Annotated in this window: 29 protein-coding genes; 20 read left to right on the top strand and 9 right to left on the bottom strand. The window is 66.9% G+C overall.

Annotated elements, in window-relative coordinates:
* Positions 1–13 precede the first annotated feature (13 nt).
* The 6 genes from gmk to ABS767_RS09540 all read right to left on the bottom strand — a co-directional run bounded on the left by gmk (position 14) and on the right by ABS767_RS09540 (position 3302).
* The gene (gmk, locus tag ABS767_RS09565) at positions 14–688 is read right to left on the bottom strand and encodes a guanylate kinase (protein WP_408078122.1); all 675 of its coding nucleotides are present in this window, start codon (positions 686–688) and stop codon (positions 14–16) included.
* 108 nt (positions 689–796) lie between these two features.
* The gene (locus ABS767_RS09560; RefSeq protein ID WP_408078121.1) at positions 797–988 is read right to left on the bottom strand and encodes a hypothetical protein; all 192 of its coding nucleotides are present in this window, start codon (positions 986–988) and stop codon (positions 797–799) included.
* Complete coding sequence (locus ABS767_RS09555) at positions 985–1182, bottom strand: hypothetical protein (RefSeq protein WP_408078120.1); 198 nt, start codon at positions 1180–1182, stop codon at positions 985–987. Before ABS767_RS09555 ends, ABS767_RS09560 begins: the two co-directional genes overlap by 4 nt.
* Positions 1179–1313: a hypothetical protein gene (locus tag ABS767_RS09550; protein WP_277872328.1), complete on the bottom strand. Its 135-nt coding sequence runs from the start codon at positions 1311–1313 to the stop codon at positions 1179–1181. Before ABS767_RS09550 ends, ABS767_RS09555 begins: the two co-directional genes overlap by 4 nt.
* Before the next feature lie 64 nt (positions 1314–1377).
* Complete coding sequence (gene fumC / locus ABS767_RS09545) at positions 1378–2763, bottom strand: class II fumarate hydratase (RefSeq protein ID WP_408078119.1); 1386 nt, start codon at positions 2761–2763, stop codon at positions 1378–1380.
* Between the two features lie 53 nt (positions 2764–2816).
* Positions 2817–3302: an SspB family protein gene (locus ABS767_RS09540; protein WP_408078118.1), complete on the bottom strand. Its 486-nt coding sequence runs from the start codon at positions 3300–3302 to the stop codon at positions 2817–2819.
* Between the two features lie 105 nt (positions 3303–3407).
* Here ABS767_RS09540 and hisB point away from each other — a divergent pair, with 105 nt between their 5' ends.
* The 11 genes from hisB (at position 3408) to ABS767_RS09485 (ending at position 11465) form a co-directional block, all read left to right on the top strand.
* Positions 3408–3995: an imidazoleglycerol-phosphate dehydratase HisB gene (gene hisB / locus ABS767_RS09535; protein ID WP_408078117.1), complete on the top strand. Its 588-nt coding sequence runs from the start codon at positions 3408–3410 to the stop codon at positions 3993–3995.
* On the top strand, positions 3995–4303 hold the full coding sequence (locus tag ABS767_RS09530; RefSeq protein WP_408078116.1) for a YciI family protein: 309 nt from the start codon (positions 3995–3997) through the stop codon (positions 4301–4303). Before hisB ends, ABS767_RS09530 begins: the two co-directional genes overlap by 1 nt.
* The gene (hisH, locus tag ABS767_RS09525; protein WP_408078115.1) at positions 4300–4899 is read left to right on the top strand and encodes an imidazole glycerol phosphate synthase subunit HisH; all 600 of its coding nucleotides are present in this window, start codon (positions 4300–4302) and stop codon (positions 4897–4899) included. The genes ABS767_RS09530 and hisH overlap by 4 nt, the downstream gene beginning before the upstream one ends.
* Before the next feature lie 11 nt (positions 4900–4910).
* On the top strand, positions 4911–5627 hold the full coding sequence (gene hisA / locus ABS767_RS09520; protein WP_408078114.1) for a 1-(5-phosphoribosyl)-5-[(5-phosphoribosylamino)methylideneamino]imidazole-4-carboxamide isomerase: 717 nt from the start codon (positions 4911–4913) through the stop codon (positions 5625–5627).
* A gap of 172 nt (positions 5628–5799) precedes the next feature.
* Positions 5800–6567, top strand: coding sequence for an imidazole glycerol phosphate synthase subunit HisF (hisF, locus tag ABS767_RS09515; protein ID WP_408078113.1), 768 nt, complete (start codon positions 5800–5802; stop codon positions 6565–6567).
* A gap of 122 nt (positions 6568–6689) precedes the next feature.
* Positions 6690–6926, top strand: a complete 237-nt coding sequence (locus tag ABS767_RS09510; RefSeq protein WP_408078112.1) for a PEP-CTERM sorting domain-containing protein — start codon at positions 6690–6692, stop codon at positions 6924–6926.
* Between the two features lie 55 nt (positions 6927–6981).
* Entirely contained in the window at positions 6982–7179 is a 198-nt protein-coding gene (locus ABS767_RS09505) for a hypothetical protein (RefSeq protein ID WP_408078111.1), read from the top strand.
* A gap of 31 nt (positions 7180–7210) precedes the next feature.
* Entirely contained in the window at positions 7211–7531 is a 321-nt protein-coding gene (locus tag ABS767_RS09500) for a phosphoribosyl-ATP diphosphatase (RefSeq protein ID WP_408078110.1), read from the top strand.
* Between the two features lie 149 nt (positions 7532–7680).
* Positions 7681–8103: a histidine triad nucleotide-binding protein gene (locus ABS767_RS09495; RefSeq protein WP_408078109.1), complete on the top strand. Its 423-nt coding sequence runs from the start codon at positions 7681–7683 to the stop codon at positions 8101–8103.
* Positions 8104–8235: 132 nt separating this feature from the next.
* Entirely contained in the window at positions 8236–9816 is a 1581-nt protein-coding gene (locus tag ABS767_RS09490; RefSeq protein ID WP_408078108.1) for an amino acid permease, read from the top strand.
* A 125-nt stretch (positions 9817–9941) separates the two neighbouring features.
* A complete protein-coding gene (locus ABS767_RS09485) occupies positions 9942–11465 on the top strand; it encodes an alanine/glycine:cation symporter family protein (protein ID WP_408078107.1) in 1524 nt (507 codons plus the stop codon).
* 70 nt (positions 11466–11535) lie between these two features.
* Here ABS767_RS09485 and ABS767_RS09480 read toward each other — a convergent pair whose 3' ends face one another.
* Complete coding sequence (locus ABS767_RS09480; RefSeq protein WP_408078106.1) at positions 11536–12531, bottom strand: adenosine kinase; 996 nt, start codon at positions 12529–12531, stop codon at positions 11536–11538.
* 98 nt (positions 12532–12629) lie between these two features.
* Here ABS767_RS09480 and ABS767_RS09475 point away from each other — a divergent pair, with 98 nt between their 5' ends.
* Together ABS767_RS09475 and ABS767_RS09470 are read left to right on the top strand one after the other, a co-directional pair.
* A complete protein-coding gene (locus ABS767_RS09475) occupies positions 12630–13313 on the top strand; it encodes an EI24 domain-containing protein (RefSeq protein WP_408078105.1) in 684 nt (227 codons plus the stop codon).
* Positions 13310–13678, top strand: coding sequence for a hypothetical protein (locus tag ABS767_RS09470; RefSeq protein WP_408078104.1), 369 nt, complete (start codon positions 13310–13312; stop codon positions 13676–13678). Before ABS767_RS09475 ends, ABS767_RS09470 begins: the two co-directional genes overlap by 4 nt.
* Here the strand turns inward: ABS767_RS09470 and queG are convergent.
* Positions 13659–14750, bottom strand: a complete 1092-nt coding sequence (gene queG, locus ABS767_RS09465) for a tRNA epoxyqueuosine(34) reductase QueG (protein WP_408078679.1) — start codon at positions 14748–14750, stop codon at positions 13659–13661. The two genes, ABS767_RS09470 and queG, sit on opposite strands and share 20 nt — an antisense overlap.
* A 178-nt stretch (positions 14751–14928) precedes the next feature.
* On the opposite strand from queG, the gene ABS767_RS09460 reads away from it, so the two are divergent.
* Together ABS767_RS09460 and ABS767_RS09455 are read left to right on the top strand one after the other, a co-directional pair.
* Complete coding sequence (locus ABS767_RS09460; protein WP_408078103.1) at positions 14929–15855, top strand: ABC transporter ATP-binding protein; 927 nt, start codon at positions 14929–14931, stop codon at positions 15853–15855.
* A complete protein-coding gene (locus ABS767_RS09455) occupies positions 15852–17096 on the top strand; it encodes an ABC transporter permease (RefSeq protein ID WP_408078102.1) in 1245 nt (414 codons plus the stop codon). Before ABS767_RS09460 ends, ABS767_RS09455 begins: the two co-directional genes overlap by 4 nt.
* 13 nt (positions 17097–17109) lie before the next feature.
* Here ABS767_RS09455 and purT read toward each other — a convergent pair whose 3' ends face one another.
* The gene (purT, locus tag ABS767_RS09450) at positions 17110–18276 is read right to left on the bottom strand and encodes a formate-dependent phosphoribosylglycinamide formyltransferase (protein WP_408078101.1); all 1167 of its coding nucleotides are present in this window, start codon (positions 18274–18276) and stop codon (positions 17110–17112) included.
* 307 nt (positions 18277–18583) lie between these two features.
* On the opposite strand from purT, the gene ABS767_RS09445 reads away from it, so the two are divergent.
* The 5 genes from ABS767_RS09445 to ABS767_RS09425 all read left to right on the top strand — a co-directional run bounded on the left by ABS767_RS09445 (position 18584) and on the right by ABS767_RS09425 (position 24112).
* Complete coding sequence (locus tag ABS767_RS09445) at positions 18584–19972, top strand: methyl-accepting chemotaxis protein (RefSeq protein ID WP_408078100.1); 1389 nt, start codon at positions 18584–18586, stop codon at positions 19970–19972.
* 253 nt (positions 19973–20225) lie between these two features.
* Complete coding sequence (locus ABS767_RS09440; RefSeq protein ID WP_408078099.1) at positions 20226–20471, top strand: hypothetical protein; 246 nt, start codon at positions 20226–20228, stop codon at positions 20469–20471.
* A gap of 244 nt (positions 20472–20715) precedes the next feature.
* Positions 20716–23388: an aconitate hydratase AcnA gene (gene acnA, locus ABS767_RS09435; RefSeq protein ID WP_408078098.1), complete on the top strand. Its 2673-nt coding sequence runs from the start codon at positions 20716–20718 to the stop codon at positions 23386–23388.
* The gene (locus tag ABS767_RS09430) at positions 23385–23756 is read left to right on the top strand and encodes a hypothetical protein (protein ID WP_408078097.1); all 372 of its coding nucleotides are present in this window, start codon (positions 23385–23387) and stop codon (positions 23754–23756) included. Before acnA ends, ABS767_RS09430 begins: the two co-directional genes overlap by 4 nt.
* Positions 23753–24112 (top strand): hypothetical protein, encoded by a 360-nt coding sequence (locus ABS767_RS09425; RefSeq protein WP_408078096.1) that lies wholly within the window; start codon positions 23753–23755, stop codon positions 24110–24112. Before ABS767_RS09430 ends, ABS767_RS09425 begins: the two co-directional genes overlap by 4 nt.

Genomic DNA, 24112 nt, shown 5'->3' with positions numbered 1-24112 from the left:
TTGCCCCTGAAGATCAACGGGTGGCGAGACCCATCTCGATCGCCTCTTCCTGCCGCTCGCGCACGAAGCCGATCAGGCCGGGCTTGCGCGACCGCTTTTCGCGCTCCGCCTTCAGGATCGTATGCACCTTCTCGAAACAGGCATCGAGGTCGTCGTTGACCACGACATAATCATAGCCGTCCCAGTGCGACAGCTCGCGCTCCGCGCGCTTCATGCGATACTGGATCACGTCCTCGCTGTCGGTCGCGCGCGCACGCAGGCGCTTTTCGAGTTCGGTCAGCGACGGCGGGACGATGAACACGCGCACGACGTCCCCGCCCTCGAGCTGGAACAGCTGCTGCGCGCCCTGCCAGTCGACGTCGAACAGCACGTCCTGTCCGGCGGCGAGCATCTTCTTCACCGGCTCGCGCGGGGTGCCGTAGCGATAGTTGAAGACGTGCGCCCATTCGAGAAATTCGTGGCGCGCAGCCAGTTCCTTGAATTTCTCGGTCGTCACGAAATGATATTCGCGGCCGTCTTCTTCGCCCTCGCGCATCGGGCGCGTGGTCGCCGAGACCGATACGCCCATGCCCGGCTCACGCTCGAGCAGCTTGCGCGCGATGGTGGACTTGCCCGCGCCGGAAGGGGAGGACAGGACGAACAGCACGCCCCTGCGGTCGAATTCGAATTTGGAATCGCGATGCGCCATGCGCGCCATTGGCGCGGAGGCAGGCGTCACGTCAAGCGCGGGGGCTTTTTTCCGACCCGGCGCGGGCGGATCGGTTGCGGCACCAGCCCGCTCCCCCGGAAGGCGAACTCAATAGCGGCGACGGCGACCGGTCAGCAGCGACCATAGCAGGATCGCTCCGCCGATCACCCATCCGAACGGTCCCATGCGGGTCAGCGCGCGCTGACCCATCGCGCCGATGATCGCCCCCTTCATCCCGCCACGCCCGTCGCGCCGGTCGATGGCGCGGCCGAGCAGAGCGGCGAAGAGGGTACGGATCATGCCGCGCGCGCCTTCCAGCGGCGCGAGAGATAGCGCGCGCCCAGAGCGAAGGTGCCGATGACGATCGCGGCGGGGACGACGGTCTTGGCCACCTTCCACGTCGCGACACCGGCGATCGCGCCGAGCGTGCCGCCCTCGCCATCGCTCTCATCGATCTTCTGGCCGATATAGCCTGCCACGAGTTCGCCGATCATCGTCCGAATTCCTTGTTGCCGGTGGCGAAATCGAAGACTTCGCCGATGCCGCGCAGCCCCGTCCAGAAAGCTGCGCCCGCGAATGCCGCTGCAATGCCGCCGAGCAGCGCGCCGATAACCGATGCGTCCATTAACCAACCTCCGCTTCGAGGTGGAAAAGCGCGAACGCTCGACGGGTTCCGTCGCCGCGCGCGATCACACCATCTTTTCCGGGCGGACGAGGCGATCGAAGGTGTCGGCATCGACGAGTCCGAGCGCGAGTCCCGCCTCGCGCAGTGTCGTCCCCTCCGCATGCGCGGTCTTGGCGATCTTAGCGGCGTTGTCGTAACCGATCTCGGGCGCAAGCGCGGTGACGAGCATCAGCGAGCGGTCGACCAGCTCGGCGATGCGGTCCTCGTTCGCCTCCATCCCGTCGACGCAGCGTTCGGCGAAGCTCTCCATCCCGACGCTGAGCAGTTGGATCGAGCGCAGCACGTTGGCGCCGATCAGCGGCATGAACACGTTGAGCTCGAAATGCCCCTGCATGCCCCCGATGGTGACCGCCTGATGATTGCCGATCACCTGTGCGGCGACCATCGTCAGCGATTCGCACTGGGTGGGATTGACCTTGCCCGGCATGATCGAGCTGCCCGGCTCGTTGGCGGGAAGCGAGAGTTCCCCCAGGCCCGAGCGCGGCCCGGAGCCGAGGAAGCGGATGTCGTTGGCGATCTTGTTGAGCGCCACCGCCAGCGTGCTGAGCGCGCCGGAAAAGAAGACGAGGCCGTCCTTGGCGGCGAGCTGTTCGAACGTATTGGGCGCGGGTTCGAACGCGGTGCCGGTGATGTCGGAAATGGCGCTCGCCATATCGTCCGCCCACCCTTCTGGCGCATTTAGGCCGGTGCCGACCGCGGTGCCGCCGATGGCGAGCTTGCGCAGATTGCCGTTGAGGGCGCCTTCGATCCGCGACTTGCAGCTGACCAGTTGCGCGGCATAGCCCGAAAATTCCTGGCCGAGCGTCAGCGGGGTCGCGTCCTGCGTATGCGTGCGGCCGATCTTGACGATATGCCCCCACGCCTCCGCCTTCGCGATCAGCGCGCCGGTCAGCCGGTCGACCGCCGGGATCAGCGCATCGCGCGTCGCCAGCACCGCCGCGACGTGGAGGGCGGTGGGAAAGCTGTCGTTCGACGACTGGCTCATGTTGACGTGATCGTTGGGATGGACCGGCGACTTGCCCCCGCGCGTTCCCGCCAGCATCTCGTTGGCGCGTCCCGCGACCACCTCGTTGACGTTCATGTTGGTCTGGGTGCCGCTGCCGGTCTGCCAGATGACCAACGGAAACTGGTCGTCGAGCTTGCCCGCCGCGATTTCCGCCGCCGCCGCCTCGATCGTGTCGGCGAGTCCGCCGTCGAGCCCGTGGCGCCGGTTCACCCGCGCCGCCGCCTGCTTGACGATCGCCTGTGCCCGCACGATCCCGATCGGCATGCGCTCGGTCGCGCCGAACGGAAAATTCTCGATGCTGCGCTGGGTCTGCGCCCCCCAATAGGCGGTCCCGGGGACTTCGATCGCGCCGATCGAGTCGGTTTCGGTGCGGGTATTGGTCATGCAGCCTCCATCATCCCTGCCAAAGCTGGGATGCCGCCGCGCGAACGCAACCCCTATTTCTTGCGCTTGAAGTCCACCGCGACGACGTTCGACCCATCCTCGACCGGGGCGGCGACGGGAGGTTCGTCGTTTTCCGCTTCGTCATGCGGCTCGGGGCCGTCGGGATCCTCGGCCGCCTGGAAGCGCAGCTCGAAATTGACCGCGGGGTCGTGGAAGCCGGTGATCGCGGCGAAGGGGATGACCAGCATCGACGGGATCTGGTTGAAGCTGAGGCCGACCGAGAAGCGGTTGTCGTCGACCTTAAGGTCCCAGAAACGGTGCTGAAGGACGATCGTCATCTCGTCCGGGAAGCGCTCGATCAACCGGTCGGGAATGTCCACGCCGGGCGCGCGCGTCTTGAACGTGATGTAGAAATGATGCGCGCCGGGCAGCGCGCCGGTCGCGGCAATCTGGTCCAGCACCCGGCCGACGACCGCGCGCAGCGCCTCCTGCACGATCTCGTCATAGGGAATCAAACTGTCGGGTACATTGCCGGTCATATCCCCTGACCTAGCGCCGCCAGCGGGGTGGTCAAGATTTGTTGCGGGCCCGCCCAAGCGTTGCGACGATTGCGCCTGCCCGCACAGCCGCTATGGAGCCTGCCCATGCGCACCGCGACGATCAGCCGCAAGACGAGCGAGACCTCGGTCGACGTGACTGTCAACCTCGACGGCACCGGCAGCTATGCGATCTCCACCGGGATCGGCTTTTTCGACCACATGCTCGAACAGCTGTCGCGCCATTCGCTGATCGACCTCGACGTGAAGACGGTCGGCGACCTGCATATCGACCAGCACCACACGGTCGAGGACACCGGCCTGGCGATCGGCGAGGCGGTGGCGAAGGCGCTGGGCGACAAGCGCGGCATCCGCCGCTACGCCGATGCGCTGAGCCCGATGGACGAGACGCTGACCCGCGTCGCGCTCGACATTTCGGGGCGCCCCTATCTCGTGTGGAAGACCGAATTCAGCCAGAAGCGGCTGGGCGAGATGGATACCGAGATGTTCGAACACTGGTTCCACAGCTTCGCCCAGACTGCGGGCCTGACGCTGCATGTCGAGACGCTGTATGGCAGCAACAACCACCATATCGCCGAAGCCGCGTTCAAGGGCCTCGCCCGCGCGCTCCGCGAGGCGGTGGAGATCGACCCGCGCAAGGCGGATGCGATCCCGAGCACCAAGGGGACGTTGTAATGGCGCGGCTGGATGCGGCACCGGTCTGCGTCATCACGATCACCTATGTCGCGCCGATCGAGGAGATCGACGCGCAGCTGGCGGCGCATGTCGCCTGGCTCGAGGCCGGATTCGAAGAAGGGCTGTTGCTGCTGGCCGGGCGGCAGGTACCGCGGACCGGCGGGATCGTGCTGTGCCGCGGGCGTCGCGCCGAGGTCGAGGCGTTCGCCGCGACCGATCCCTTCATCACCTCCGGCGTTGCGACCGCCACCGTGACCGAAATGGCCGCAAGCTTCGCCGCCGATCCGCTCGCGCCCATGCTGTCATGAGCGTCGCGCTGATCGATTACGGCGCAGGCAACCTTCATTCGGTCCATAATGCGCTCAAGGCGGCGGGCGCGTCCGACATCGCCGTCACCGCCGATCCCGACATCGTCGCCAAGGCCGACCGCATCGTCCTGCCCGGCGTCGGCGCGTTCGGCGCGTGCGCGGCGGGGCTGCGCGGCATCTCCGGCATGGTCGAGGCGCTGGAACGCCGCGTGCTGGATGAGGGCGCGCCGTTCCTCGGCGTGTGCGTCGGGATGCAGCTGCTGGCGACGCGGGGCGAGGAACATGGCAGCCATGCCGGGCTCGGCTGGATGGAGGGCGTGGTGCGCGAGCTGCCGGCGACGCAGGTACATGTGCCGCATATGGGGTGGAACGACGTCACCCCGCTCGCCGCCCATCCGCTGATCGCGCCGGGCGAGGCCTATTTCCTGCACAGCTTCGCCTATACCGGCAGCGGCGTGCTGGCGATCACCGAGCATGGCGGCCCGGTGACCGCGGCGATCGGCCGCGACAATATTCTGGGCGTGCAGTTCCACCCCGAAAAGAGCCAGCGCTACGGCATTGCGCTGGTCGAGCGTTTCCTGTCCTGGCGTCCCTGAAAGTCCGACCGATGATCGTATTTCCCGCCATCGACCTCAAGGCCGGCCAGGTCGTCCGCCTCGCCGAAGGGGATATGACGCGCGCCACCATCTATGGCGACGATCCCGCGGCGCAGGCGCGGCTGTTCGCACAGGCAGGGGCTGACTGGCTGCACGTCGTCGATCTCGACGGCGCATTCGCGGGCGAATCGATCAACGGCGTAGCGGTGGCGGCGATCGTCGACCGCTTTCCGGGCAAGGTGCAGTTGGGCGGCGGCATCCGCAACCGCGCCACGGTCGAGCGCTGGATCGAGCTCGGCGTCGACCGCGTCGTGATCGGCACCGCCGCGCTGGAAGACCCCGATTTCGTGCGCGAGACCGCGGCGGCGCACCCCGAACGCGTCGTCGTCGCGGTCGATGCGCGCGACGGCTTCGTCGCGACCAAGGGCTGGGCGGACGTGTCGACCGTATCGGTCGCCGAACTGGGCCACCGCTTCGAAGATGCCGGCGTCGCTGCCCTGCTGTTCACCGATGTCGGGCGCGACGGTCTGCTCAAGGGGTGCAATCTCGAGGCGACGGTGACGCTGGCGGCCGAGGTATCGATTCCCGTGATCGCCAGCGGCGGCGTGGCGGGTATCGCGGATATCCACGCGCTCGCCGGCCAGCCGGGGATCGAGGGCGTGATTACCGGGCGGGCGCTTTATGACGGGCGGCTGGATCTCGCCGAAGCGTTGCGGGTGGCACGGTGAGGGTGGCTCTGCAATTCCTCCCCCAACGGGGGAGGGGGACCGCCGCAGGCGGTGGAGGGGCCGCCCCGCAGAGGGCGGAATTTTGCCGAGCTGCTTACGGCTGTCTGCGCAGCCGCCCCTCCACCACCGCTTCGCGGCGGTCCCCCTCCCCCAGCAAGCTGGGGGAGGAATTATGACCGTCCGCGCGCGCGTCATCCCCTGCCTCGACGTCGCCGATGGACGCGTGGTCAAGGGCGTCAACTTCGTCGACCTCAAGGATGCCGGCGATCCGGTCGAACAGGCGCGCGCCTATGACGCCGCCGGGGCCGACGAGCTGTGTTTCCTCGACATCACTGCCAGCCATGAAGCGCGCGGGACGATCCTCGACGTCGTCCGCCGCACCGCCGAAGTGTGCTTCATGCCGCTCACCGTCGGCGGCGGGGTGCGCAGCGTTGACGACGCGCGCGCGCTGCTGCTCGCCGGGGCGGACAAGGTCGCGGTCAACAGCGCCGCGGTCGCGCGGCCCGAACTGGTCTCCGACATCGCCGAAAAGATGGGCAGCCAGTGCGTCGTCGCCTCGGTCGATGCGCGGCAGGTGGAGCCAGGCCGCTGGGAAGTCTTCACCCATGGCGGGCGCAAGCCGACCGGAATCGACGCGGTCGCGCATGCGCTCAACCTCGCGCGGCTCGGCGCGGGCGAGCTGCTCGTCACCTCGATGGACCGCGACGGCACGCGCGACGGCTACGATCTCGACCTTATCCGTACCATCGCCGACCGCGTGAGCGTGCCGGTGGTCGCATCGGGCGGGGTCGGCGGACTCGACGATCTGGTCGCGGGCATTCGCGACGGCCACGCCAGCGCGGTCCTCGCCGCGTCGATCTTCCATTTCGGGCAGGCGACCATCGCCGATGCGCATGCCGCGCTGGCGGCCGCGGGTATCCCGGTTCGCACCGTCGGTTAATTTGACAGTTACCGATTGCGGTGGCGCGGCGTTAACCTTTGCCTCGCCCTTGCACCGCGCGCCAGCGATATATGGCAGGGTTCTTGCGACCCCTTTCCATCGACCGGGAAAGGGAGAACCCCATGATTCGTACCAGCCTTCGCTTCGCTGCACTCGCTGCCGCCCTCGCTGCCGCCCCTGCGCTCGCCTATAATCAGCCCCCCAGCAGCTCGACCCCGCCGGGCTCGTCCTCGGGCGGCGGCACCGGATCGTCGGGCGGCAGCCCCACCTCGATCCCCGAGCCCGCGGCGATCGGCCTGTTCGCGCTCGGCATCGCCGGCGCCGCGATCATGCGCCGCCGCCGCAAGCGCGAGGATTGAGGGCGCGCTGAAGCGCCTCAACCTTTTGGCAGGGGTGCGCGGCTATGCAGGGCGCATGATCCGCACCCTGCCCCTGCTTCTGCTCACCGCGACCCCGGCGCTGGCCGCGCATAGCGGCGAGATCAGTCGCCGAACGATGCCCGAACTGTCGGACTTGGCGCTCGCGGCGATGGCGGCGGGCGGCCTGTGGCTGGCGCAGCGGGCGATGCGCCGTCGCGCCCGCGCCCGCCGCGATGGCGGCGCGCAGGATTGACACCGGCGCCGCGCTGACCGACTGCGCGGGCATGGCCGACGATATTCTCGCCACGCTCGAAACCGTGATCCGTGAGCGCCGGACGGGCGATCCGGCGACCTCATATGTCGCGAAGCTCACCCACCGGGGCCGCGCCAAGATCGCGCAGAAGCTGGGCGAGGAAGCGGTCGAAGCTGCGATCGCCGCGGTCCAGGACGACCGCGCGGGCCTGACCGGCGAGGCAGCGGATCTGATCTTTCACCTGCTCGTCCTGCTCGCCGACATGGACCTGACGCTCGACGATGTCCGCGCGGAGCTGGAGCGTCGCGAGGGGGTGTCGGGAATCGACGAGAAGGCAGCACGGGCGGACTGACTCAATCCCGTCATCCCCGCGAACGCGGGGACCCATCTCCTGCGTTCTCCATCATCGCGCCGGTGCAGTTGGACGTAGCGGCACGAGATGGCTCCCCGCTTTCGCGGGGATGACGGTCTGGCTAATGAGTGGGGTGAAGGAGACCCCCCATGCCCGTCGACGCGACCAAGCCCTATGACGACCAGAATATCTTTGCGAAGATCCTGCGCGGCGAGATCCCGTCAAAGCCGGTCTATGAAGATGAATTCGCGCTGGCGATCCCCGATATCAATCCGCAGGCGCCGACCCATATCCTGGTGATCCCCAAGGGGGCCTATGTATCCTGGGAGGATTTCAGCAGCCGGGGAAGCGATGCCGAGATCGCCGGGTTCATCCGGGCTGTCGGCAAGGTGGCGCGCGACGCCGGGCTGGTCGAGCCGGGCTATCGCATGCTCGCCAACACCGGCGCGGACGCGCACCAGACAATCGGGCATCTTCACGTCCATCTGTTCGCCGGGCGTCCGCTCGGGCCGATGCTGGTCGATGCGGCACGCGTCGAGGCGATGATCGCGCGGGGCGATACGATCGGGTGATGGCGGGCGCCGGCGCGATCGGCGATCGATCGTGCAACTGGGGGATTGCGCCGCCCGGTTTTGCGACTAGGCTCCGCGCTTTCGTATCATCGGCGACCAGGCAACAGCCGCGCCGGTCAAGGGGATGATTGCATGATATTCGGGCGCGTAAAGCCTCTCGACGCCATCTTGGCGACCGCGGAGAAGAAATCTCTGCACCGGTCGCTCGGCGCAATCCAGCTGATGCTGTTCGGCATCGGGTGCATTATCGGTACCGGCATCTTCGTGCTCACCGCCGCCGGCGCGCAAAAGGCCGGCCCCGGGCTCATGCTGGCCTTTGCCATTGCCGGGGCGATCTGCATCGTCGCCGCGCTCTGCTATGCCGAAATCGCGGCGATGATCCCGGTCGCGGGATCGGCCTATACCTACACTTATTCGGTGATGGGCGAATTGCTCGCCTGGACCGTGGGCTGGGCGCTGGTGCTTGAATATGCCGTCGCGGCCAGCGCCGTCTCGGTCGGATGGTCGGGCTATCTCAACGGGCTGATCACCGAATTCTTCGGATATGGGCTTCCGGCCTTCCTCTCCGGCGCGCCGCTGGCGCTCGGCGGGATCGAGGGCGGGCTGATCAACCTGCCCGCGGTGTTCATCGCGCTGCTGGTGACCGGCCTGCTGATGATCGGCACGTCGGAAAGCGCAAAGGTCAACGCCGTTCTGGTGGCGATCAAGGTGACCGCGCTGACCGCCTTCATCATCCTGACGCTGCCGCAGGTCGAGATGGAGAAGTTCAACCCGTTCCTGCCGGCAGGCGTGTTCGGCGGCTTCGGCACCGGGCTCGGCGCGGTCGGCGCGGCGGCGACGATCTTCTTCGCCTATGTCGGCTTCGACGCGGTTTCGACGGCGGCGGAAGAGACCAAGAACCCACAGCGCAACGTGCCGATCGGCCTGATCGGGTCGCTGCTGTTCTGCACGATCTTCTACATCCTCGTCGCGGCAGGCGCGGTCGGCACGATCGGCGGCCAGCCGATCATGGGTCCGAACGGCGTCCCCTTCCCGGCCGGTTCGGAAGAGCTGGCGCGTCAGTGCGCCACCTTCTCGGCCAACACGCTGCCGCTGGTCTGCTCGGACGAAGCGCTGGCGCATGTGCTGCGCCAGATCGGTTTCTCGGGCATCGGCAACCTGCTCGGCATCGCGGCGTTCGTGGCGCTGCCGTCGGTCATCCTCGTACTGCTGTTCGCCCAGACGCGCATCTTCTTCGTGATGTCGCGCGACGGACTGCTGCCCGAGGGGCTGTCGAAGATCCACCCGAAGTGGAAGACGCCCTATGTCGTGACCGCGATCACCGGTGTCGTCGTGGCGTTCGCCGCGGCGCTGCTGCCGGTGGGCAAGCTGGCCGACATCGCCAACGCCGGGACGCTGTTCGCGTTCATGATGGTGGCGATCGCTGTGATGATGCTGCGCAAGGTCGAACCGAACCGCAAGCGGGTGTTCCGTACCCCGGCGCTGTGGTTCGTCGGCCCGGCGACGGTCGCAGGCTGTATCTTCCTGTTCTTCAACCTGCCGTTCGAAGCGATGCTGGTGCTGCCGATCTGGGGCGCGATCGGGCTCGTGATCTATTTCCTCTATGGCTATCGCAAGAGCCATCTGGGGCGCGGCATCGTCGTGGTGCACGAGAGCGAGGTCCAGGACATCGACCCGGGCATTCCCGGCGTGGACGACGAAGACCGCCGCTGATCGACGCAGCAGGCACGAAAAAGGGGTCGGAAGCTCAGGCTTTCGGCCCCTTTTCCTGCCAAACCGCTTGCGCGCGCCCTCTACTCCGCTAGCCTCACCGCTTTCGCGAAGTTCAGGGGGATTTGATGAGCGCAGCCGCAGAAGACGCGACCGCGACGGTCGGGCTGATCGACCATGTGACCAACGTGTCCGACTTCATCTGGGGCGGAAGCTGGAACGGCGAGGCGGTGCTGCCGCTCCCGCCGATGGTGCTGATCCTGTTCGGCATCGGCCTGTATCTGATGATCGGGCTGCGCTTCTACCCGGTCGTCAAGCTGGCGACGGCGTTCAAGGGGCTGTTCAAGAAGTCCGGCGGCGGCGCGGGCGAAATCTCGCCCTTCGCCGCGCTGTCCACCGCGCTGTCGGGCCAGGTCGGCACCGGCAATCTGGCCGGCGTCGCCACCGCGATCACGCTGGGTGGTCCGGGCGCGATCTTCTGGATGTGGATCACTGCGCTGATCGGCATGGCGCTCGCCTTTGCCGAGGGCGCATTGTCGATCCGCTTTCGTGAGCAGGCCGAGGACGGCACCTATCGCGGCGGGCCGATGAGTTACATCACCCACGGCCTGGGGCCGAAATGGAAGTGGCTGGCGACGATCTTCTGCCTCGGCACGCTGTTCTCCGCGCTGGTCACCGGCAACGGCATCCAGGCGAACAGCTTCGCCGATTCGGTGACCGAACTGACCGGCATGAGCGAATGGGTCGGCGGTGCGATCGCGGCGGTCGCGGTGTTCGTCGTCATTCTGGGCGGCATCAAGTCGATCGGCGCGGTGGCGGAAAAGGTCGTTCCGGTGATGGCGATCGCCTATATCGCGATGGCCGTGATCGCGCTGATCATCAATTTCGGCGACCTTCCCGAAACCTTCGGGCGCATCTTCGCCGGCGCGTTCAACGCCCAGGCGGCGTCGGGCGGGTTCGTCGGCGCGGCGGTGATCCTCGCGATCCGCGCGGGCGTCGCACGCGGGCTGTTCTCGAACGAAGCGGGCCAGGGCTCGACCCCGATCGCGCACGCCGTGGCGCGGACGAACGATCCGGCGCTGCAGGGCCGGTTCGCGATGATGGGCACGTTCATCGACACGATCGTGATCTGCACGATGACCGCGCTGGTGCTGCTGACCGTACAGGGCGACTTCACCCATGCCGGTACCGCGGTCGAGCATGCCTGGCAGTCGGACCTCAACGGCTTTGCGATGACCTCGGGCGCGTTCGCCGCGGCCTTCCCGTTCCTCGTCGCCGGCATTCCGCTCGGCACCCTGGTCGCGTCGGTGGCGCTGCTGCTGTTCGTGTTCACGACGCTTCTCACCTGGAGCTATTATGGTGAGCGGGCGATCACCTTCATCTACGACCAGGTCCCGGGTGCGACCGCGCGCGGGGAGAAGGTGCTGCACATCGCCTGGCGCCTGCTGTGGTGCGTGGTGATCTTCGTGGCCAGCACGGTCGATCTGGAGTTGATCTGGCGGCTCGGCGACATCTCCAACGCCGCGATGGCACTGCCCAACCTGCTCGCGCTCGCGCTGCTGTCGGGCGTGGTGTTCAAGCTGGCGCGGGGCCAGCGTGCCGCGGGCACGGACCATGGCCGCGAGACGCCGCGCGAACTGCTCGACGACTAAGGCCGGGCGACACCCACAAAAAAGGCCGGGGGAAACCCCGGCCTTTTCTTTTTGGGAAGGTCCAGCCCGGTCAGCCGAGCTTCGCGGCAACCTCGCGCAGGTTCGCCTCGGGCCGCGCGCCATAATGCGAGATGATCTCCGCCGCGCACACCGCGCCGAGCTTGAGCGAGCGGGCGACGTCCCAGCCCTGCGCCTGCCCGTGCAGGAAACCGGCGGCAAACAGGTCGCCCGCGCCGGTCGTGTCGACCACCTTCTCGATCGGCTCCGCCGCCACTTCGGCGCGCATGCCGTCCTGCAGCGCGATCGCGCCCTTCTCGCTGCGCGTCACCACCAACGTCGGCACCTGCGCCGCGATCTTGTCCACCGCCGCGTCGAAGTCCTCGAGCTGCGCCAGCGCCAGAAGCTCGTTCTCGTTGGCGAACAGGATGTCGACCAGCCCCTCGGCGATCAGCGCGCGGAAATCGTCGCCATGGCGGCTGATGCAGAACACGTCGGAAAGGGTGAAGGCGACCTTGCGCCCCGCGCCGCGCGCGATGTCGATCGCCGCGCGCATCGCCTTACGCGGTTCCTCCGGATCCCACAGATAGCCTTCGAGATACAGGATCGCGCCGCCCGCGATCAGGTCGCGGTCGAGCGCGGCTTCGGGCAGGAACTGCGACGCGCCGAGGAAAGTGTTCATCGTGCGCTGGCCGTCGGGCGTCACGAAGATCAGGCAGCGCGCGGTGGTCGGCTGGCCCGGGCGCACTGCGGTGTCGAACCCGACCCCGGCGGCGCGCAGGTCGTGGCCGAACACCTGGCCGAGCTGATCGTCGGCGACCTGGCCGATAAAGGCGGTGCGGCTGCCCAGCGCCGCCATGCCGGCGACGGTGTTCGCCGCCGAGCCGCCCGAAACCTCGCGCCCCGGGCCCATCTTGCCGTACAGCGCATCGGCCTCTTCGGGCGAGAAGATCAGCTGCATCGAGCCCTTGGCGACACCGATCTCCTCGATGAAACTGTCTTCGGCCTGGGCGAGGATGTCGACGATGGCGTTGCCGATCGCAACGACGTCATGGGTGGGTGCGGTCACGAGCTTCTCCGGGAAACAGATGGCGCGCGCCTATCGGACGGCGCGGCGCGGCGCAACCGCGTTGACTTGAGGCCACGCTTGCCGCCAAGCAGGGTGCGATGATCCAGGCGCTGCTCCTCTCGATCGGCCAGCTCGGCGACCGGCGGATCGTCGCGGTATTCCTCAAATCGATGCTTGTGACGCTGGCGATCTTCGCCGCGCTCGGCGCGACCTTGTGGTTCGGGACCCACCATCTCGTCGCGCGCACGTTCGCGGCGAGCGAGAGCATGGCCAGCCTCGCCGCCGCGACCGCGCTCCTCCTCGCGCTGCTCGGCGCATGGCTGCTGTTCCGCGTCGTCGCCATCGCGGTGATCGGGGTCTTCGCGGACGAAGTTGTCCATGCGGTCGAGGCGAAACACTATCCCGAGCGCTTTTCGACGGCGCGCGACCTGTCCTTCGCGCGATCGGCGGCGATGGGCCTCAAATCGGCGGGGCGTGCGGTGCTCGCCAACATCATAGTTTCGCCGGTCTATCTGCTGCTGCTGGTCACCGGCGTCGGGACCCCGATCGCGTTTTTCCTGGTCAATAGCTGGCTGCTCGGCCGTGACCTTGGCGATATGGTCGCGGTGCGGCACATGCCCACGCGCGACCTCGGCCGCTGGCGCAGCACCACCCGCGTCACCCGCTTCGCGACGGGAGCGGTGGGAACCGGACTGTTCTTCATCCCCTTCGTCAACCTCATCGCGCCGATCGTCGGCGCGGCGATGGCGACGCATCTGTTCCATCGGAGAAAAGCCAAGTGAAAGCGTATGCGGCCGTTGCCGCCCTTGTCCTGTTGTCCGCCTGCGGCACCACCGTCGTCCCGCCACCCGGACGCGCAGCCCCCGTCCCCGTGCCCGGCATGGCCAATCTGACCAGCGTCATGGGCGCCAATGCCAATGCGCTGATCGCGCAGTTCGGCCGCCCGATCCTGGACGTGAGCGAGGGCAGCGCGCGCAAGCTGCAGTTCGGCGGTCCGATCTGCGTGCTCGACGCCTATCTCTACCCGCCCAAATCGGGCCGTGGCGATCCCGTCGTGACCTTTGCCGAAACCCGCCAGCGCAACGGCGCGCCGATCGACCAGGCAAGCTGCGCCGCCGCGCTGAAGGCTAATCGGTCGGGACGCTAGACTTCTCAAGCCCCTCCCCCGAAGGGGAGGGGCTTTTAAGAAGTCGCTCCCGTGCCCATTCCGCCGCTTCGCGCACGACATCATCCGGGTCGTCCAACAGCGCTTCCACCGCAGGCCTAAGCGCCGCATCCCCGCTATTCCCCGCCGCGATCAGGCAGTTGCGGACCATGCGGTTGCGCCCGATGCGCTTGATCGGCGAGCCTGAAAACACCTGCCGAAACCCGGCATCGTCGAGCGCGAGCAGATCGGCAAGCTCGGGCGCGGTCAGCTCGGCGCGCGGCGCAAAGGCCCGGTTGGCCGCCGCCGCCTGCGCGAACTTGTTCCACGGACACACGGCGAGGCAATCGTCGCAGCCATAGATGCGGTTGCCGATCCCTGCGCGAAATTCCTCCGGAATCGGCCCCTTATGCTCGATCGTGAGGTAGGAGATGCAGCGCCGCGCATCGAGCGTGTAGGGCTCGGGAAACGCATCGGTCGGGCACGCACGCTGGCACGCATCGCACGATCCGCACAGGTCGCGCCCGGCGCGGTCGGGAACCAGTTCCAGCGTCGTGTAGATCGCGCCGAGGAACAGCCAGCTGCCATGATCACGGCTGACCAGATTGGTGTGCTTGCCCTGCCACCCAAGCCCCGCCGCCTCCGCCAGCGGCTTTTCCATCACCGGCGCGGTATCGACGAACACCTTGAGGTCGCACCCCGCCTCCACCGCCAGCCAGCGCCCCAGCGCCTTGAGCGCCTTCTTGACCACGTCATGATAGTCTGCGCCCTGGGCATAGACCGAGATGCGCCCCTTCGTCCCGACGTCGGCCAGCGCGAGCGGGTCGAGCGCCGGGGCATAGCTCATCCCCAGCGCGATCACGCTGCACACCTCGGGCCATAATCCGGCGGGGCTTTCGCGGTGATGCGCGCGCTCCTCCATCCAGATCATGTCGCCATGGCGGCCATCGGCGAGCCATTCGCGCAGCCGCTGGCCGGCGAGCGGCGCGGCATCGGCGCGCGCGACGCCGCAGGCCGCGAAGCCCAGCTCCGCCGCCTTTTCTCGAATCCGGTCTTCGATCGAGCGGGTCAGCATGGCTGCCCCGCGCGGCACCGGCCCGCTCCCCCACCCGGCCGCCCATAGGATACCGGCGTTGGGTGGCCGGGTGGGGGAGCGGGCCGGCGCCGCTTCAGCGAAGCTGAAAACAATACTGGTGACTTGCCTTCGTGCATCACCCCCCGCTACCACGGGAAGCCAAGCGAGGGGATTCCAGTTGCACAACGATTTGGCGGTCACCGCCTCCGGCCTCGTAAAGCGCTTCGGCGACCGGCGCGTCGTCGACGGCGTCGATATCTCGGTTCCGGCGGGGATGATCTATGGCGTGCTCGGCCCGAATGGCGCGGGCAAGACCACGACGCTACGCATGCTGCTCGGCATCATCGAACCCGATGGCGGCGAACGCACGCTGCTGGGCAATGATGCGCCGCGTGAGGTGAGCGACCGGGTCGGCTATCTGCCCGAGGAGCGCGGCCTCTATCCCAGCATGAAGACGATTCAGGCGATCGCCTTCATGGGCGCGTTGCGCGGGCTGGACTGGAAGACTGGACGCAAGCGCGCGGTCGAGCTGATGGAGGCGGCGGGCCTGGGCCATGCCACCGACCTCAAGATCCGCAAATTGTCCAAGGGCATGGCGCAGCTGGTCCAGCTGCTCGGTTCGGTCGTGCACCAGCCCGATCTGCTCGTGCTCGACGAACCCTTTTCCGGCCTCGACCCGGTCAATCAGGAACGGCTGGAAAAGCTGATCCTGGCCGAGCGCGATCGCGGCGCGACGATCCTGTTCTCCACCCATGTTATGGCGCATGCCGAGCGGCTGTGCGACCGGCTGACGATCATCGCCGGGGGCAAGGTGCGGTTCGAGGGCAGCATGGCCGACGCGCGCGCGACCATGCCGCACAAGGCGCATTATGTGCCCAACCATCCCGCCGACGGCATTGCCGCATTGCTGCCCGCCGACGCCACGCCCGATGGCGGCGGCGGATGGCGCTTCACCATGCCCGATGAGGGGATCGAGACGTTGCTGGTCAAGCTGATCGACGCCGGATACGGCATTGCGGGCCTCTCGATCGAGCGCCCCTCGCTTCACGATGTGTTCGTGCGGATCGTCGGCGAACAGGCCCTCCAGCAGGCGGCAGACGCATGACCACCCTTTCCCGCCTCGCCCGCCAGACCATGACGATCGCCCGTCGCGATTTCGTGGCGACCGTGTTCACCCCGACCTTCCTGTTGTTCCTGCTCGCCCCGCTGATGATGCTGGCATTCGGCACCGTCGGCGGGCTGGGCGCGGCGACGATGGCCAAGAGCGGCGACGACAAGGCGCGGATGGTGATCCTCGCCAGCGGCCCGCGCGCGGCCGCCGCAATCGCGATCGACCGTGACCTGCGCCGGATCTACCGGACGACCGAACGCCCCCCCGTGCTGATCGTCGAAGCTCCCGGGGACAATGTCGCGCAGCAGGCCCGCGCATTGTTCGATCGCAAGGATATCGAGGCGTCCTCAGTCCTGTACGGCACGCTCGAGAAGCCGCAGATCCTCTATAGCGGCACGGGCGAGCGCACCGCCGATTATCTGGCGCAGGTCGCCGAACAGGTGCTGCGCGCCGAACGCGCGGGGACGTCCGCCCCTGTGGTCGAGCCGACCAAGATCGCGGTGGCCCGCACCGTCGTTTCGGCCAGCGGCCAGGGACAGGCGGCGTTCTTCACCGTGTTCGCGCTGTTCATCGTCTCGCTGATGCTCGCCGGACAGGTGGTCGGCACGATGGCGGAGGAACGCTCGAACAAGGTGATCGAGATCCTCGCCGCCGCCGTGCCGCTCGAAAGCGTGTTCTTCGGCAAGCTGCTCGGCATGTTCGGCGTCGCGCTGCTCTTCCTGTTGTTCTGGGGCACCGTGGTCATCAATCTGGGCGCCAACGCATCTGCGATGTCGCCGAAGCTCGCCGCCGCCTTCGCCGATGTCGGTCCGGCGGTCGGGACACTCCCCTATGTGCTGCTGTTCCTCGCCTATTTCGTGATGGCGTACATGCTGCTCGGCGCGGTGTTCCTCGGCATCGGGGCGCAGGCGAGCACGCAGCGCGAGTTGCAGATGATGTCGCTGCCGATCACCATCTTCCAGGTCGCGATGTTCGGCTTCGCGTCCGTTGCCGCAGCGAGCCCCGACAGCTGGGTCGCGACCGCGGCGGAGCTGTTCCCGTTCAGCTCGCCCTTTGCGATGGCGGCGCGTGCGGCGAACTCGCCCGAATTGTGGCGGCACTTCGCGGCGCTCGCGTGGCAGGCGCTGTGGGTCGTGATCACCGTGACGATCGCCGCACGGCTGTTCCGGCGCGGGGTGCTGCAGTCGGGCAGCCCGAAGCTGCGGCGCAAGAAGAAGGCGGCAGCGGCGGCCTGAACGCCGCCCGCCTTCAGCGATACACGATCCGGACCTTGCCCGCCGCCTCGGCCGCGATTTGACGTGCCGTGTCGGTATCCTCCGCCAGCGCAAGCGCGACTCCCATCCGGCGCCAGGGTCGCGTCGTCGGCTTGGCAAAGATGCGCAGGTCCACTTCGCCGCCCGGCACCGCCAGCGCCTCGGCCAGTCCCTCGTACCCCGGCCCCGTGCTGTCGCGGTCGGCCAGGATCACCGCCGATGCCGACGCGCCGCGCAGCACCACCTCGGGCACCGGCAGCGCCAGAATCGCGCGCGCGTGAAGGTCGAACTCGGTCAGATTCTGGGAAATCAGCGTGACCATTCCCGTGTCGTGCGGCCGGGGTGACAGCTCGCTGAAGATCACCTCCTCGCCCTTCACGAAGAACTCGACGCCGAACAGGCCATAGCCGCCCAGATCGTCCACCACCTTGCGCGCCATGTCCTGCGCCGCGGCGATTGCCGCCGGGGTCATCGCCGCGGGCTGCCAGCTCTCCTGATAGTCGCCGCGCTCCTGCCGGTGGCCGATCGGCGGACAGAACACGACGCCCGCGCGCGTCCGCACGGTCAGCAGCGTGATCTCGTAATCGAAGTCGACGAACTCCTCGACGATCACCCGCCGCCGGTCGCCGCGCATATTGGCGACGGCATAGTCCCATGCCGCCTCCAGCGCCTCGGCATCGCGCACCGTCGTCTGCCCCTTGCCCGACGAGGACATGACGGGCTTGATCACGCACGGAAAGCCGGTGTGCGCGGCTCCTGCCCGCACCTCCTCCAGACTCTCGGCATAGCGGTAGCGCGACGTGCGCAGCCCCAGTTCGACCGCCGCGACCTCGCGGATCGCGTCGCGGTTCATGGTCATCATCGTCGCCCGCGCCGACGGCACCACGGTCACCCCCGCAGCCTCCACATCGGCGAGCACTTCGGTGCGGATCGCCTCGATCTCCGGCACCACCAGGTCGGGCGCGTGGCGATCGATCGCGGCGCGCAATGCCTCGCCGTCGAGCATCGAAAACACCTCACACCCATCCGCCACCTGCATCGCCGGCGCGTTCGGATAGGCATCGCATGCAATCACCTGCGCGCCGAGGCGCTTGGCGGAGATGACGAACTCACGCCCCAGTTCCCCGGAGCCCAGTAGCAGAATTTTCGCGATATGGGTCATCGCGGCAGGATTAGGGGATGCGCAGCGCCGGGGAAACGCCGAAAATATCCTCCGTCCGGCCTATGTTCGGCGCAAACATGGGGAACAACCCCTTAATGGGGCCGCACCGAAAATTACTAAAGCCGAATATTACGGTGTCCCCGTAATATATTGAGATACAATCATTTCCCCTGAATGCGGCAGATGTTTTTCGTAAAATGGGTATGTACGTCCGCGGTGTGCCGTACAGGCCCGGCGACCGCTCTCTATAAAAAAGTCTAACGCGCGCAGATTTGCGCCACCCATGACTCAAGGACGTATAGAGATGATGCACTGGTTCGAAGCCGAAGCGCCGATCCGCAAGAAGATGGCGGTCGCCTTCGGAATTCTCGTCGGATTGATCGCGCTCAGCGCGCTCATCGCGCTTGTCCGCGGTGATTGGATCGCGGCCGCGACTAATAGCGTCGTAGCCGTTCTAGCCGGCGGTCTCAGCCTGCGCTTCCGCACCGCGATCTGCGACCCTTATGTCAATACGGTCGTGCGCATGGAGGCGCTGGCGGCGGGCGATCTCGATAGCCCGATCGCCTATACCGAGTACCAGGATTGCGTCGGCCGCATGACGCGCGCGATGTTCACCTTCCGCGACACGGCAAGGGCCCAGATCGAGAGTGCCGCCGAACAGGCGGCTGTCGTCACCACGCTGCGCTCAAGCCTCGACTCGCTCACGCGCGGCGACTTCACCGCCGACATCGACGCCGACTTCCCGCCGGCCTATGCCGAGCTCAAGACCAACTTCAATGCCGCTCTGGCGTCGCTCCGCACGCTGGTCGGGTCCGTGCTCGAAAGCACCTCGACGATCAGCACCGGATCGACCGAGATCGCCCAGGCTTCGGAGGATCTGGCGCGCCGCACCGAGGCGAATGCCGCCAGCCTCGAACAGACCAGCGCCGCCGTGTCGCAGATCGAAGGGCGGCTCAAGACCAGTGCCGAAGCCGCCGAGCGCACCGTCAGTCGCGCGGACGGCGCGATCCAGAGCGTTGCCACCGGCCGCGTCACCACCGGCGAAGCGGTGCAGGCCATGACCCGCGTGTCGGACAGCGCCAAGGGCATCGATAGCGTGATCGAAGGACTCGACAAGATCGCGTTCCAGACCCGCGTGCTCGCAATGAACGCCGCAGTGGAGGCCGGTCGAGCGGGCGAAGCCGGCCGCGGTTTCGCGGTCGTCGCTGATCTCGTCTCCGCCCTTGCGATGCGCGCCGAGGAAGAAGCCGGCCGTGCACGCGACCAACTCACCGCGACCCAGAGCGATATCGGAGCCGCGGTCGAGATGGTGCAAAAGGTCGATACGGCCTTTGCCGACATTTCGGGCGATGTCAGCGAGGTCCATGTCCTGCTTGCCGAAATGGCCAGTGCGAACGAAGCCCAGGCCAACGCCATTACCGAAATCAGCAGCGCGATCGGCGCCATGGACCAGGCGACCCAGCAAAATGCCGCGATGGTCGAACAGACCTCCGCCGCTGCACGCAGCCTGACCAACGAAGTGGGAACGCTGTCTGCTCAGGCCAGCAACTTCAAAGTCGGACAGGCGAGCTCGTCGAAATCCCCCGCCACGCCACGCCGGAGTGCCACGCAGAGCACCGTCCGACACTTCGCTGCAACGCGGCATGGCAGCCAGCGGGAGACGGTCGTGCAAATGGATGAATGGGCGCAATTTTGAGCGCACCGACTGGTTCCGGCCGGGCCGTCAGCAGCCCGGTCGGATCGCAAACTATGATATAGTATGTAACAAATAGCTGGCAGTCGGCACGGACCCAAGCTCAGCGACCGCGGCGCAAACCGCTATCCGTTCGTCCCGATGCAGTCACGCACCGTCCCCAATCTCCTTCGCAATCGCAACAAATAGTTGCCCTTGCGGGCTGCGAATGGCATGGGCGTCGGATATCCAATCGAATAGTGAAAGGGGAAGCCTCATGCGTCTCGCCAAACTGATGATGACCGTCGCCGCCGCCTCGCTGGCGACCGCGCCCGCACTGGCGAGCAGCTCGGCTTCCAAGCTGTCGCTCTCGAGTGCGTCGCAGACGCGGGCCGCGACCGCGACGGGCAAGTCGAACAAGCAGTTGGGGGGCTTCCTCATCCCGGCGATCATCGTGGTCGCGCTGGGCGTCGGCATTTATTTCGCAGTCGAAGACAACGACGACGAACCGACCAGCCCGTAAGCTGATTGCGCATTCGCGTGCATTGATGGCGGCCTCTGGGCCGCCATTTTTGTTTGTGACGGTCTAATTCGACCTCCAGCGACATTCCCGTCGCGGTCGATCCGCGCCCTCCCCTTCCCCAACCCCCAATCCCTTGCTATCGGCCACGCGACTCTTCGCATTCGCACACCGGCGCGCTCGTGCGGCATCCCGCCGCCTCCCCGTGACGCCGGGCGTCAACAGGACAGGGAAAGGGACCCCGCACATGACAGCCATCGGCAAGGACAGCCTCGGGACGCGCGATACGCTCACCGTCGGCGGCAAGAGCTACGCCTATTACAGCTTCGCCAAGGCCGCCGAAAAGCTCGGCGACGTCAGCCGCCTGCCCTTCAGCATGAAGGTGCTGCTGGAGAACATGCTCCGCTTCGAGGACGGTGTGACCGTCAGCACCGACGACGCGCAGGCGATCGTCGACTGGCAGAAGAACCCGCATGCGCCCGAGCGCGAGATCCAGTATCGCCCCGCGCGCGTGCTGATGCAGGATTTCACCGGCGTTCCCTGCGTCGTCGATCTCGCCGCGATGCGCGACGCGATGAACGCGCTCGGCGCCGACGCGGACAAGATCAACCCGCAGGTGCCCGTCCACCTCGTCATCGATCATTCGGTGATGGTAGACGAATTCGGCACGCCCAAGGCATTCGAGGATAATGTCGAGCTCGAATATCAGCGCAACATGGAGCGCTACGACTTCCTGAAATGGGGATCGAAGAGCCTCGACAATTTCAAGGTCGTGCCCCCCGGCACCGGCATCTGCCACCAGGTGAATCTCGAAAATATTGCGCAGGCGGTGTGGTCGTCGACCACGCCGGACGGCGAGCTCGTCGCCTATCCCGACACCTGTGTCGGCACCGACAGCCACACCACGATGGTCAACGGTCTCGGCGTACTCGGCTGGGGCGTCGGCGGGATCGAGGCGGAGGCGGCGATGCTCGGCCAGCCGGTGTCGATGCTCATCCCCGAAGTGATCGGGTTCAAGTTCACGGGCAAGCTGCGTGAGGGCATCACCGCCACCGATCTGGTGCTCACCTGCACCCAGATGCTGCGCGCCAAGGGCGTGGTCGGCCGCTTCGTCGAATATTTCGGCCCGGGCCTGGCGTCGCTCAGCCTCGCCGATCGCGCGACGCTCGCCAACATGGCGCCCGAATATGGCGCGACCTGCGGCTTCTTCGGCATCGACGACAAGACGCTCGATTACATGCGCCTCACCGGCCGCAGCGACGAGAATGTCGCGCTGGTCGAAGCCTATGCCAAGGCGCAGGGCTTCTGGATCGATCCGTCGGTCGACCCGGTGTTCACCGACGTGCTCGAACTCGATCTCGACACCGTCGAACCCTCGCTCGCCGGCCCCAAGCGTCCGCAGGACAAGGTGCGCCTGTCGAGCGTCGACGATGTGTTCAACACCGATCTCAGCAAGCTCTATGGCAAGGATGATCCGGTTCGTGTTGCCGTGGAGGGGCGTGATCACGATATCGGCGACGGCGACGTCGTCATCGCCGCGATCACCAGCTGCACCAACACGTCGAACCCGGATGTGCTGGTCGCCGCCGGCCTTGTCGCCAAGAAGGCAGTGGAGAAGGGCCTCAAGCCCAAGCCATGGGTCAAGACCTCGCTCGCGCCCGGCTCGCAGGTCGTGACCGACTATCTCGAAAAGGCGGGGCTGCAGGACTATCTGAACCAGGTCGGCTTCAACCTGGTCGGCTATGGCTGCACCACGTGCATCGGCAATTCGGGCCCGCTGGCCGAGCCGATCAGCAAGGCGATCAACGGCAACGATATCGTCGCCGCCTCGGTCCTGTCGGGCAACCGCAACTTCGAAGGGCGCGTGTCGCCTGACGTGCGCGCGAACTTCCTCGCCTCGCCCCCGCTGGTCGTCGCCTATGCGCTCAAGGGCACGGTGACCAAGGACTTCATCGCCACCCCGATCGGCCAGGGCAGCGACGGTCAGGACGTGTTCCTCAAGGACATCTGGCCCAGCAACGATGAAATCCGCTCGGTCATCGACGGTGCGATCAGCCGCGAGATGTTCGAATCCCGCTATTCGACCGTCTTCACCGGCGACGCGCGCTGGCAGGCGATCGATGTCACCGGATCGGCGACCTATAGCTGGCGCGCCGGATCGACCTATGTCGCCAACCCGCCCTATTTCGAAGGGCTGACGATGACCCCGGCGCCGGTCGCCGACATCATCGAGGCGAAGCCGCTGGCGATCTTCGGCGATTCGATCACCACCGACCACATCTCGCCTGCCGGTTCGATCAAGGCGGACAGCCCGGCCGGCAAGTGGCTGATGGAGCATCAGGTCAGCAAGGCCGACTTCAACAGCTATGGCGCCCGCCGCGGCCATCACGAGGTGATGATGCGCGGCACCTTCGCCAACATCCGCATCAAGAACCAGATGCTGGACGGCGTCGAGGGCGGCATGACCAGCTATGAAGGCGAAGTCATGCCGATCTATGACGCGGCGATGCGCCACAAGGCGGACGGCACTCCGCTGGTGGTCATCGGCGGCAAGGAATATGGCACCGGATCGTCGCGTGACTGGGCGGCGAAAGGCACCAACCTGCTCGGCGTTCGCGCGGTGATCGTCGAAAGCTTCGAGCGCATCCACCGCTCGAACCTCGTCGGGATGGGAGTCCTTCCGCTGCAGTTCGCCGAGGGCGTGACCCGCGAGACGCTGGGTCTGAAGGGCGACGAGACCTTCACCATCACCGGCGTGTCGAGCCTGCGCCCGCGTCAGGAGGTCGATGTCAAGCTCACCCGCGCCGACGGCAGCACCGAGACGTTCAAGACGCGCTGCCGCATCGATACCGTCAACGAGCTGGAATATTTCCTCAACGGCGGCATCCTTCAGTACGTGCTGCGCAAGCTCGCGGCATGATCCTGCTGGCGCTCCCGCTGCTTGCGGCCACCGGGCTTGTTCCGGACCGCGAGCCGGGAGCGCCCTGGATCAAGTTCCAGGCGCCCGGGCAAGGGTCCGTCTATGTCGATCCGTCGAGCGTTCGGGACGAGGACGGGGAGAAGGTCATCCGCCTGCTCGATACCGCCGAGACGCCGGCGACCAGCGATATCTATATCGACATGTCGGTGTCCTGCCCGCTGCGCCGCCTGATGATCGTGCGCCTGACCAGCGCCACGACCGGCGAAGTCACCACGGTCGAGCCGGAGAACCGCGAGCCGGCCGACGCCGATCATCCGTTCATGCGCAAGCTGATCGACTTCGTCTGCGATGGAAAGGCTCTGCAATGATCCGCCCTGCCCTGTTCGCTGCACTCGCACTCGCCGCACTTCCCGTCACCGCGCAAAGCTGGAAACAGGTACCGGGCGGTGCGAATGCGACCCTGGCGATCGACACCGCTGGGATCCGGCAGGAGGGCAAGTGGCGCGTGTTTCGCACCCGCACCACCGCGCTCGGCATGGAGGGGTCGATCATCGGCATCGTCGCGATGGACTGTGCCGCGGGGGTCACGGAACTGCGCGCGCAACGGCTGTTCGCCAAGGGCAAGCTGATCCGCGAGCGGGTCTTCCCCGCCGCGAAACGCCCGCGCCAGAAGATCGCCAATCCTGCCAAGGACCCGGCCTTCCGGATGGTTTGCGGGCGTTAG

The sequence above is a fragment of the Sphingomonas plantiphila genome (assembly GCF_046000505.1).
GTDB classification, from domain to species: Bacteria; Pseudomonadota; Alphaproteobacteria; order Sphingomonadales; family Sphingomonadaceae; genus Sphingomonas; species Sphingomonas plantiphila.
The sequence above is the reverse complement of the archived record's forward strand: the minus strand, read 5'-3'. Positions and strand labels throughout refer to the sequence as shown.